Origin of the sequence: Mycobacterium sp. 1165196.3 (assembly GCF_001673415.1) — a bacterium.
Taxonomy (GTDB): Bacteria; Actinomycetota; Actinomycetes; order Mycobacteriales; family Mycobacteriaceae; genus Mycobacterium; species Mycobacterium europaeum_A.
In genome coordinates this window covers 104,413-114,954 of record NZ_LZLU01000138.1, presented here as the reverse complement: position 1 = coordinate 114,954, position 10,542 = coordinate 104,413, and the positions used below count along the sequence as shown (strand labels likewise).

The 10,542-nt window shown below is 69.4% G+C and carries 9 protein-coding genes; 8 read left to right on the top strand and 1 reads right to left on the bottom strand.

The features are described 5' to 3' along the window. The 3 genes from A5659_RS15195 to A5659_RS15185 form a co-directional block, all read left to right on the top strand. Nucleotides 1–1,031: polyribonucleotide nucleotidyltransferase (locus tag A5659_RS15195; RefSeq protein WP_082976067.1), on the top strand; the 1,031-nt coding region annotated here is incomplete at its 5' end. Continuing rightward, nucleotides 1,009–2,391: a pitrilysin family protein gene (locus A5659_RS15190; protein ID WP_067182183.1), complete on the top strand. Its 1,383-nt coding sequence runs from the start codon at nucleotides 1,009–1,011 to the stop codon at nucleotides 2,389–2,391. The genes A5659_RS15195 and A5659_RS15190, both read left to right, overlap by 23 nt. Before the next feature lie 60 nt (nucleotides 2,392–2,451). Further along, a complete protein-coding gene (locus tag A5659_RS15185; RefSeq protein ID WP_066860909.1) occupies nucleotides 2,452–3,477 on the top strand; it encodes a nitronate monooxygenase in 1,026 nt (341 codons plus the stop codon). Here the strand turns inward: A5659_RS15185 and ald are convergent. Continuing rightward, on the bottom strand, nucleotides 3,474–4,589 hold the full coding sequence (gene ald, locus A5659_RS15180) for an alanine dehydrogenase (RefSeq protein WP_067182154.1): 1,116 nt from the start codon (nucleotides 4,587–4,589) through the stop codon (nucleotides 3,474–3,476). The genes A5659_RS15185 and ald overlap by 4 nt on opposite strands. A 90-nt stretch (nucleotides 4,590–4,679) precedes the next feature. On the opposite strand from ald, the gene A5659_RS15175 reads away from it, so the two are divergent. The 5 genes from A5659_RS15175 (at nucleotide 4,680) to A5659_RS15155 (ending at nucleotide 10,531) form a co-directional block, all read left to right on the top strand. Next, nucleotides 4,680–5,141, top strand: a complete 462-nt coding sequence (locus A5659_RS15175; protein WP_066860903.1) for an SRPBCC family protein — start codon at nucleotides 4,680–4,682, stop codon at nucleotides 5,139–5,141. Between the two features lie 24 nt (nucleotides 5,142–5,165). Beyond that, entirely contained in the window at nucleotides 5,166–6,629 is a 1,464-nt protein-coding gene (locus tag A5659_RS15170) for an NAD(P)/FAD-dependent oxidoreductase (RefSeq protein WP_067182150.1), read from the top strand. A gap of 133 nt (nucleotides 6,630–6,762) precedes the next feature. Then, a complete protein-coding gene (locus tag A5659_RS15165) occupies nucleotides 6,763–7,674 on the top strand; it encodes a metal-dependent hydrolase (RefSeq protein ID WP_231997840.1) in 912 nt (303 codons plus the stop codon). Then, nucleotides 7,674–9,431, top strand: coding sequence for an SDR family oxidoreductase (locus A5659_RS15160; RefSeq protein ID WP_067025546.1), 1,758 nt, complete (start codon nucleotides 7,674–7,676; stop codon nucleotides 9,429–9,431). Before A5659_RS15165 ends, A5659_RS15160 begins: the two co-directional genes overlap by 1 nt. An 11-nt stretch (nucleotides 9,432–9,442) precedes the next feature. After that, nucleotides 9,443–10,531 (top strand): PDR/VanB family oxidoreductase, encoded by a 1,089-nt coding sequence (locus A5659_RS15155; protein WP_067025543.1) that lies wholly within the window; start codon nucleotides 9,443–9,445, stop codon nucleotides 10,529–10,531. Nucleotides 10,532–10,542 lie beyond the last annotated feature (11 nt).

The window sequence follows — 10,542 nt, the reverse complement described above, 5'->3', positions numbered from 1 at the left end:
ACTTCCCGCCGTTCTCCACCGGCGAGACCGGCCGGGTGGGCTCACCCAAGCGGCGCGAGATCGGGCACGGCGCCCTGGCCGAGCGGGCCCTGATCCCGGTGCTGCCCGGCGTCGAGGAGTTCCCCTACGCCATCCGTCAGGTGTCCGAGGCGCTGGGTTCCAACGGCTCAACGTCGATGGGTTCGGTCTGTGCGTCCACCCTGTCGCTGCTCAACGCCGGTGTGCCGCTCAGGGCGCCGGTGGCCGGCATCGCGATGGGGCTGGTTTCCGACGACGTCGAGATCGACGGTCGCACCGAGCGCCGCTTCGTCACCCTGACCGACATCCTGGGCGCCGAGGACGCGTTCGGCGACATGGACTTCAAGTGCGCCGGCACCAAGGACTTCGTCACCGCGCTGCAGCTGGACACCAAGCTCGACGGCATCCCGTCGCAGGTGCTGGCGGGCGCGCTGGGGCAGGCCAAGGACGCCCGGCTGACCATCCTCGAGGTCATGGCCGAGGCCATCGACGCACCCGACGAGATGAGCCCCTACGCGCCGCGGGTCACCACCATCAAGGTCCCGGTTGACAAGATCGGCGAGGTCATCGGCCCCAAGGGCAAGGTGATCAACGCGATCACCGAGGAGACCGGCGCGCAGATCTCGATCGAGGACGACGGCACCGTGTTCGTCGGCGCCACCGACGGGCCCTCGGCGCAGGCCGCGATCGACCGGATCAACGCCATCGCCAACCCGCAGTTGCCGACGGTCGGCGAGCGGTTCCTCGGAACCGTGGTCAAGACAACGGATTTCGGTGCGTTCGTGTCGCTGCTGCCCGGCCGTGACGGCCTGGTGCACATCTCCAAGCTCGGTAAGGGCAAGCGGATCGCGAAGGTCGAGGACGTGGTGAACGTCGGCGACAAGCTGCGCGTGGAGATCGCCGACATCGACAAGCGCGGCAAGATCTCGCTGGTTCTGGTGGAGGAAGACAACTCGGCTCCCGCCGATGCTCCGGCGGCCGCACCTGCCGATGCCGCGACGGCGAGCAGCTGACTCGTCGACCGGGACGCGTCCCGGTCGGGCCGGCGCTTTGCGCCGGGGCGAGGCCGCTGAGGCGGAATCGGCACCCCAGGCCGCGCTGCGGCGCAGCACGCTGCCGGGCGGCTTGCGGGTGGTCACCGAATACCTGCCCTCGGTGCGCTCCGCGTCGGTCGGGGTCTGGGTCGGCGTCGGCTCGCGCGACGAAGGTGCGACGGTGGCCGGGGCCGCGCACTTCCTCGAGCACCTGCTGTTCAAGTCGACCCCCAGCCGCACGGCGGTGGACATCGCGCAGGCGATGGACGCCGTCGGGGGAGAGCTGAACGCGTTCACCGCCAAGGAGCACACCTGCTACTACGCGCACGTGCTCGACAGTGATCTGGCCCTGGCCGTCGACCTGGTCGCCGATGTGGTGCTCAACGGCTGCTGCGCGGCCAGCGACGTCGAGCTGGAACGCGACGTGGTCCTCGAAGAGATCGCCATGCGCGACGACGACCCCGAGGACGCCCTCGGCGATATGTTCCTGTCCGCGCTCTTCGGTGACCATCCGGTGGGCCGTCCGGTCATCGGCACCGCGCAGTCGGTGACGTCGATGACGCGAAACCAGCTGCACTCGTTTCATGTCCGGCGCTACACGCCGGAGCGGATGGTGGTGGCGGTGGCCGGCAATGTCGACCACGACGAGGTGGTCGCGCTGGTGCGCGAGCACTTCGGGCCGCATCTGGTCCGCGGGCGCGACCCGATCGCGCCGCGCAAGGGGTCCGGCCGGGTCACCGGCCGTCCCGTCCTGATGCTGGGCAACCGGGACGCCGAGCAGGCCCACGTGTCGCTGGGCGTGCGCACGCCCGGGCGCGGCTGGGAGCACCGGTGGGCGCTGTCGGTGCTCAACACCGCGCTGGGCGGTGGCCTGAGTTCGAGGTTGTTCCAGCAGGTTCGCGAGCTGCGCGGGCTGGCCTACTCGGTGTACTCGACGGTGGACGTCTTCGCCGACAGCGGTGCGCTGTCGGTGTATGCGGCCTGCCAGCCGGAACGCTTTGCCGAGGTGATGACGGTGACCAGCGGCGTGCTCGAATCCGTGGCGCGCGACGGCATCACCGAGTCGGAATGCCGCATCGCCAAGGGATCGCTGCGCGGCGGGCTGGTGCTCGGCCTGGAGGATTCCAGCTCGCGGATGAGCCGGTTGGGCCGCAGCGAGCTCAACTACGGCAGACACCGCAGCATCGAGCACACGCTGCAGCAGATCGATCGGGTGACCGTCGAGGAGGTCAACGCGGTCGCCCGCCGGTTGCTCGGGCAGCGCTACGGCGCCGCGGTTCTGGGCCCCTACGCCGCCAAACGGTCACTGCCCCAACAACTTCGGGCGATGGTAGGCTAGCTCAAATGTCCGCCTCCTCACTCGCGCCGTGCCGGCGCTCGCCGTCGACGGACTAGCCGAATGGTACTGGGCTTCTGGGACATCATGGTGCCCATCGTGGGCGCCCCCATGGCCGGCGGGCCCGGCACTCCCGCGTTGGCCGCGGCGGTGTCCAATGCGGGTGGGCTCGGTTTCGTCCCCGGCGGGCACCGCAGCGCCGAGCAGTTCGCCGACGACATCGCCGCGGCGCGCAAGGCCACCACCGGCCCGCTCGGGGTGAACCTGTTTGTGCCCCAGCCCAGCGTCGCCGATTGGGTGGCCCTGCACTACTACGCGGCCGAACTCGAAGAAATCGCCGAGCATTACCAGGTGGAGGTGGGTCACCCGCAGCACGGCGACGACGACGAGTGGGAGCAGAAGCTCGAGGTGGTGGCCGACGTCCGGCCCGAGCTGGTGTCGTTCACCTTCGGTGTGCCGCCGCCCGATGTGATCCGGCGGCTCGGCGCGCTGGGCCTGCTGGTGATGGTCACCGTGACATCGGCCTACGAAGCGGGAGTGGCCGTCGCGGCCGGGGCGGACAGCCTGGTGGTCCAGGGTCCCGCCGCGGGCGGGCACCGCGGCACGTTCGCCCCCGACATGGAACCGGCGAACGAGTCGCTGCACCAGCTCATCGATCGCATCCGGCACGCCCACGACGTCCCGATCGTCGCCGCGGGCGGGCTGGGCACCGCCGACGAGGTCGGGGCGGCGCTGCGCAGGGGAGCGGTGGCGGCCCAGGTCGGCACCGCGTTGCTGCTGGCCGACGAGGCGGGCACCAACGCGGCGCACCGCGTCGCCCTGAAGAACCCGCTGTTCGCGACGACCGTTGTCACGCGGGCGTTTTCGGGCCGCTACGCGCGCGGGCTGGAGAACGACTTCACCCGGATGCTCGATCACGTGGCGCCGCTGGGCTACCCCGAGGTCAACCAGATGACCTCACCGATCCGGGAAGCGGCCGCCGCCATGGAAGACCCCAACGGGATGGCGCTGTGGGCGGGGACCTCGTTCAAGCACGCGTGCGCCGGCCCCGCCGCGGACATCATCGCCCGCCTCGCGGCCACCAGTTAGCCCAGAACGCCGGCCGGGTCGGTGAACGGCAGGCCGAGGTCGGTGGCCACCTGCCCGGACAGCAAGGCGCCGTCGTGCGTCGAAAGGCCTTTGGCCAGAGCATGATCCGATCGGCATGCGGCCTGCCAGCCCCGGTCGGCGAGCGCCAGCACGTAGGGCATGGTCGCGTTGGTCAGCGCTACCGTCGAGGTCTTGGGCACCGCGCTGGGCATGTTGGCCACGCAGTAGAAAACCGTGTCGTGCACCGCGAAGGTGGGATCATCGTGCGTGGTCGGCCGGGAGTCCTCGAAGCAGCCGCCCTGGTCGATCGAGATGTCGACCAGCACTGCGCCCGATTTCATCTGCGAGACAACGGAATTCGAGATCAGCTTGGGCGCCTTGGCGCCGGGCAGTAGCACGGCGCCGATGACCAGGTCGGCGCGCTTGACGGTGCCCTCCAAATCGTAGGCCGACGAGTAGCGGGTGCGGACCTGGCCGCCGAACTCCGCATCGAGCAGCCGCAGCTTGTTGATGTTGACGTCGAGAACCGTGACCGCCGCACCCATCCCGCCGGCGACCCGCGCGGCGTTATAGCCGGCGGTCCCCGCGCCGACGACCACGACGTCGGCGGGTTTGACGCCCGGCACGCCGCCCATCAGTACCCCGCGCCCGCCGTGGGTCCGCATCAGGTGATAGGCGCCCACCTGAGCCGACAGCCGGCCGGCGACCTCGCTCATCGGGGCCAGCAACGGCAGCGTGCCGTCGGCGGCTTGGACCGTCTCGTAGGCGATCGACGTCGTCCCGGATGCCAACAGCGCCTCGGTGCACGCCCGCGACGCGGCCAGATGCAGGTAGGTGAACAGGATCTGATTGCGCCGCAACAGGTCATACTCGGTCGGTACCGGCTCTTTGACCTTGAGCAGCAGATCGGCATCGCCCCAGACCTGCTCGGCCGTGTCCGCCAGTTCGGCCCCGGCGGCCTTGAACTCGGCATCGGAGATCGCCGACCCCTCCCCGGCGCCGGCCTGCACCAGCACGTCATGGCCGCGGCGGGTCAGCTCGGCGACACCGGCGGGGGTGATGGCCACCCGAAACTCGTTGGTCTTGGTCTCGGTCGGTACGCCGACTCGCATGATCGCCCCTCGGTTGCCGGTTCACCGTCAAGTGTGAAGAAAGTTCGTAAGCGGCGCAAAAGCTGGGTGTTTGCTGGATATGATCGGCGAATGAGTGACCCGTGCGTGACGGCCACCGTGCGGATCGGGGCCCGGCCCGACGAGGTGTACCGGCTCATCACCGACCTGCCCACGCTGGCCGAGCTGGCCGAGGAAGCGGTGGCGATGGAATGGCGCAAAGGCGACGCGGTGCGGCCGGGCGCGGTGTTCGTCGGCCACAACCGCAGCGGCAGCCGGCGCTGGAGCACCAAGTGCACGGTCACCGACGCCGAACCGGGCCGCCGCTTCGCATTCGACGTGAGCCACACCATCTTTCCGGTCGCCCGCTGGCAATACGACATCGTCGCGGCCGACGGCGGATGTGAGGTCACCGAAAGCACCTGGGACCGCAGGCCTGGGTGGTTCCGCAAGGTCGCCGGCAAGGCCACCGGCGTCAGCGATCGGGTGACCGCCAACACCGAGCACATCCGGCTCACGCTGCAGCGCCTCAAGCAGCGCGCCGAAACCGACTAGCCCACGAACCACCGGAGTGTTTCGATGACGCGACGCGACCCCGCCGTAGCCGTCATCGGAGCGGGCATGTCCGGACTGTGCGTCGCAATCACCTTGCTGCGCAACGGTATCAGCGATGTGACCGTTTATGAGAAGGCCGACGAGGTGGGCGGCACCTGGCGGGATAACACCTATCCGGGGCTGGTCTGCGACATCCCCTCGCGCATCTACCAATACAGCTTTGCCCGCAACCCCGACTGGTCGCACCTGTTCTCGCCCGGCGGCGAAATCCAGGCCTATTTCCGTGACATCGCCGACCGTTACGGGTTGCGGAGGCGGATTCGGTTCGGCACCGAGATCGTCCACGCCCGTTTCGACGACGGCCGGTGGGTGGTGCGCACCGCTGCGGGGGAGGAATTCAAGGTCGACTTCTTGATCTCGGCGACCGGCGTGCTGCATCACCCGCGACTGCCAACGATTCCGGGCTTGGATGCCTTCGGCGGCAATGTGTTTCACTCGGCGCGCTGGGATCACGGCGTCGACGTGCGTGGGCGCCGGGTCGCGGTGGTCGGCAACGGGTCGACGGGCGTGCAGCTGGTGTGCGGGCTGGCCGGGGTGGCCGGCCAGGTCACGCTGTTCCAGCGCACGGCGCAATGGGTGCTGCGGCTGGCCAACCCGCGCTACAGCGGCTTCACCGGGATCACCCGGCGCAAGATGCCGTGGCTCGACGGGTTGGCGTACCGCATCTACAGCCTGGGCTACGACTACTTCGCGGTCGGACTGACCAAGCCGGGCCTACGCCGCAAGATCATGGCGGCGCTGTGCCGCGCCAGCCTCTGGGAAATTCGCGATCCCGAGTTGCGGCGGGCCCTGACCCCCGACTACACGCCGGCCTGCAAACGACTGGTGATGTCGAACGGCTTCTACCGGGCGATGCAGCGCGACGACGTCGAGCTGGTGACGGCGGGCATCGACCATGTCGAAGAGCGCGGCATCGTCACCGCCGACGGGGTCCTCCATGAGGTGGACGTCATCGTGCTCGCCACCGGATTCGACACCCACGCGTTCTTCCGGCCGATGGAGCTGATCGGGCGTGACGGCATCCGCGCCGACGACGTCTGGCGCGACGGGCCGCGGGCCTACCAGACCGTGGCGCTGTCCGGCTTCCCCAACTTCTTCATGATGCTGGGGCCGCACAGCCCGGTGGGGAACCTGGCGCTGACGACGGTGGCCGAATCGCAGGCCGACCACATCGTGGGCTGGATCGAGCGCTGGCGCCGCCGTGAATTCGACACGGTGGAGCCGACGGCCGCGGCGACCGAGCGGTTCAACGCGACGCTGCGCGCCGCGATGCCGGACACCGTGTGGACCACCGGCTGCAACAGCTGGTACCTCAACAACGACGGCGTGCCCGAGGTGTGGCCCCTCACGCCGGCCGAACACCGCCGGATGCTGGCGAACCCCGAACCCGGCCAGTACGACCTGCGCCGGCACGCCGCGGCCCGCTGAGGAACCGCGCCAAAGAACCCAGTACCGGCGGTTTCGCATATCTGGGTCGCGTCCCTATACTTGGGACGCGCCGCAAGGCGGGCGGCGCCCACTGCAAGACCGTGGTCGAGGGCTAAACGCCGAGGTAGGGGGCATGATGCTGACCGTCGACGACCAGGCAGCGGGTCCGCACGACGCGTCGCTGGACCACGAGCGACTGGTGCTCGAGGCGCGCGATGTCGACTTCGACTGGTCGCAGCTGCCGTTCCACTACGTGCCGGGTGAGCCGTTCGCCACCCACGTCCTCAACGTGCTGCACCTGCTGCTGCCGGCCGGCGAAGAGTTCTTCGTCGAGGTGTTCAAGCAGACGCTGCCGCTGATCAAGGACGACCAGCTGCGGCTGGATGTGCAGGGCTTCATCGGCCAGGAGGCCGTGCATTCGCAGGCGCACGCGAAGGTGCTCGCCCACTTCGCCGCGCGCGACATCGACCTGACGCCCTACACCGGCCAGATCAAGTGGCTGTTCGACAAGCTGCTGGGGCCCCGGCCGCACTGGTGCGAGCGCCGCCGGCAGAGCTGGCTGCTCGAGCAGGTTTCGCTCGTGTCGGCCATCGAGCATTACACCGCCATCCTGGGGGAGTGGATCCTCGACTCGCCGGCTCACGACCAGATCGGCACCGATCCGGTGATGCTCGACATGCTGCGCTGGCACGGCGCCGAAGAGGTCGAACACAAGGCGGTGGCCTTCGACACCATGAAGCACCTAAAGGCCGGCTATTGGCGGCAGGTGCGCGCCCAACTGGTCGTGACGCCCGCCATGCTGCTGCTGTGGATTCGCGGCGTGCGGTTCATGTACTCGCTTGATCCCCAGCTGCCGCCGCGCACCAAGCCGCGCTGGCGCGACTACTTCTCCGCCGCGCGCCGCGGCCTGGTGCCTGGCCCGCTGCGGTTCGTCCGCGCCATCGGCAACTACTACCGGCCCGGCTTCCACCCCTCGCAGCTCGGCGGGCTGGGGCTCGCCGTCGACTACCTGGCCGTCTCACCCGCCGCGCGCGCCTCGCACTGATGACTGTCACCTCGACCATCACTGCCAGCGACGGCGTCACGCTGGCCGTGCACCGGTACACCGACATCGACCCGGCGCGGCCGACCATCCTGGCGATCCACGGATTTCCCGATAACCACCATGTCTGGGACGGCGTGGCGCACGAGCTGGCCGGCAAGCCCTACAACGTCGTGGCCTACGACGTGCGCGGGGCCGGCGAATCCGCCCGTCCCGCAAAGAGATCCGGATACCTCTTCGCGCAACTGGTCTGCGACATCAGTGCGGTGATCGACAGCCTCGGCGTCGGGCCGGTGCACCTGCTGGCCCACGACTGGGGGTCGATCCAAGCATGGGCGGCCGTCACCGACGCCTCGGTGATGGGCAAAGTCGCTTCCTTCACCTCGATCTCGGGCCCGCACCTGAACTATGCCGGCGCGTTCCTGCGCTCGGCGCGCACCCCGCGCGCGGCGGCCCGCGTCATCCGGCAACTGATCTCGTCGGGCTACATCGCTTTCTTTTTGTGCCCGGGCGTGCCGGAGCTGTCCTTTCGCTCCCGGGTCGGCGTGAAAGTCGTTGAGGCTCTTGAGAGCATCGGCCGGTCGAGCACGCTCAGCCAGCGCCACGACACCAGGCGTTCGATCGCCGATTATGTGCACGGGCTCAATCTGTACCGGCAGAACATGCCGGCGCCGATGCTGACGCCCGGCCGCCCGCTCCCCGAGACCTCCGTCGCGGTCCAGACGTTGGTTCCGCGCCGGGACGTCTTCGTGACCCCCGCGCTGCAGCGGTTCACCGGCGCAATCCCCAAGGGCGGCAGGGTGGTCGAGATCGAGGGTGGGCACTGGGTGGTGACGTCACGCCCTGACGTCATCGCCCGGCTGACGACCGAGTGGGTCGACCGCAGCGTCGCCGGCGCGACCGGCGCCGGTGCGACCGAGGTGCGTGGCGAGCGGCGCGAGGTGCGCGGCAAACTGGCCCTGGTCACCGGCGCCGGTGCCGGGATCGGCCGGGCCACGGCGGTGGAGCTGGCCCGCCACGGTGCCCGCAAGATCGTGCTCGTCGATCGTGATCTGGCCGCGGCCAACGAGACCGCCGACGCGGTGCGCGCCGCGTGCGCCGACGCTCCGGTATACCAGGTCGACGTCAGCGACGAGGCCGCCATGAACGCCCTTGCCGCGCAGGTGCGCAACGAACACGGCGTGGTCGACATCCTGGTGAACAACGCCGGGATCGGCATGGCGGGCCGGTTCCTGGAGACGAGCTCGGCGAATTGGGAAGACATCATGGGCGTCAACGTCCGCGGCGTCATCTCGGGCAGCCGGGCGTTCGGGGCGCAGATGGTCGAGCGTGGCGAGGGCGGAACGATCATCAACGTGGCATCGGCGGCGGCGTTCCTGCCGTCGAAATCCATGGTCGCCTACAGCACCACCAAGGCGGCCGTGCTGGCGCTCAGCGAATCGTTGCGCGCCGACTTCGCCGACGAGGGGATCGGCGTCACCGCGGTGTGCCCGGGATTCGTCAACACCAACATCGCCAAGAACACCATCTACGCCGGGATGACCGCCGACCAGCAGGAGCGGGCGCGGGGCAAGGCCGACGCCGCCTACCGACGCCGCAACTTCACCCCCGAGGCGACCGCTAAGGCGATCGTCAAGGCCGTCAAGACGGGTCCGGCTGTGTTGCCGATCGCCGCGGAGTCACGCATCGGCTACGCGATGCGGCGCATCAGCCCCGGAGCTATCCGATTGTTCGCGCGCTTGGACATCCGGCAGAAGTAGGGACTGTTTCGGTGCCGGAAAGCATTTGGGCCAGCAGGCCCGCCGACCTGTACGGGCGGCGCGAGCACGACCGCTTCGGGTCGCTGTTGTGGGGCGTGCGTGCGGTGTTCGAAGGGTTCGCCTCGGTGTCCCGGTGGTCGCCGTCGCGGGTGCGGCCCGTGCAGCGCAAGATGACTGCGGTGGTGACCAAGCGCGAACTCGCCGCGCCGGACGTCGTCGCGCTGACCCTGGCCGACCCCGACGGGGGGTTGCTTCCGTCTTGGACGCCCGGCGGACACATCGACATTCTGCTGCCCTCGGGCCGGCGCCGGCAGTACTCGTTGTGCGGTCCTCCCGGCCGCCGCACCGATTACCGGATCGCCGTGCGCCGCATCGCCGACGGCGGAGGCGGATCCATCGAGATGCACGAGTCCTTCGACGTGGGCGACACATGCGAGTTCGAAGGGCCGCGCAATGCGTTCTACCTCGGCACCGCCGAGCGCGAGGTGTTGTTCGTCATCGGTGGCATCGGGGTGACGCCCATCCTGCCGATGATCCGGGTGGCCGCGCAGCGCGGCATCGATTGGCGCGCAGTCTATTCCGGCCGCAGCCGCGAGTACATGCCGCTGCTCGACGAGGTCGTGTCGCAGGCGCCGGATCGCGTGACGGTGTGGGCCGACGACGAGCGCGGCCGCTTCGCCACCGTGGTGGAGCTGCTGGCCGGAGCGGGACCGGCGACCGCCGTCTACGTGTGCGGGCCCAGCGCCATGCTGGAGGCCGTCCGGATCGCCCGCAACGAACATGCCGGTGCCCCACTGCATTACGAGCGGTTCAGTCCGGCACCCGTCGTCGACGGGGCCCCGTTCGAATTGGAGCTTGCGCGATCACGGCAGGTGCTCGCGGTGCCGGCGAATCGGACGGCGCTCGATGTCATGCTGGATCGGGATCCGACCACGCCCTACTCGTGCCGACAGGGATTCTGCGGGACCTGCAGGGTCAAAGTGCTTGCCGGACAAGTGGATCACCGCGGCCGTGCCGCGACGGGCTCGAAAGAAATGCAGGGCGGCATGCTGGTGTGCGTCTCGCGGGCCGACGGCGAGCGAATCGTCATCGACGCCTGAGGCGGCGCTGC

Coding starts and splice junctions, on each gene's coding strand:
- A5659_RS15160 (WP_067025546.1), top strand. CDS start 7,674: ATGACTGTCACCTCGACCATCACTGCCAGCGACGGCGTCACGCTGGCC.
- ald (WP_067182154.1), bottom strand. CDS start 4,589: ATGCGAGTCGGCGTACCGACCGAGACCAAGACCAACGAGTTTCGGGTG.
- A5659_RS15185 (WP_066860909.1), top strand. CDS start 2,452: ATGGTACTGGGCTTCTGGGACATCATGGTGCCCATCGTGGGCGCCCCC.
- A5659_RS15170 (WP_067182150.1), top strand. CDS start 5,166: ATGACGCGACGCGACCCCGCCGTAGCCGTCATCGGAGCGGGCATGTCC.
- A5659_RS15175 (WP_066860903.1), top strand. CDS start 4,680: ATGAGTGACCCGTGCGTGACGGCCACCGTGCGGATCGGGGCCCGGCCC.
- A5659_RS15165 (WP_231997840.1), top strand. CDS start 6,763: ATGATGCTGACCGTCGACGACCAGGCAGCGGGTCCGCACGACGCGTCG.
- A5659_RS15190 (WP_067182183.1), top strand. CDS start 1,009: ATGCCGCGACGGCGAGCAGCTGACTCGTCGACCGGGACGCGTCCCGGT.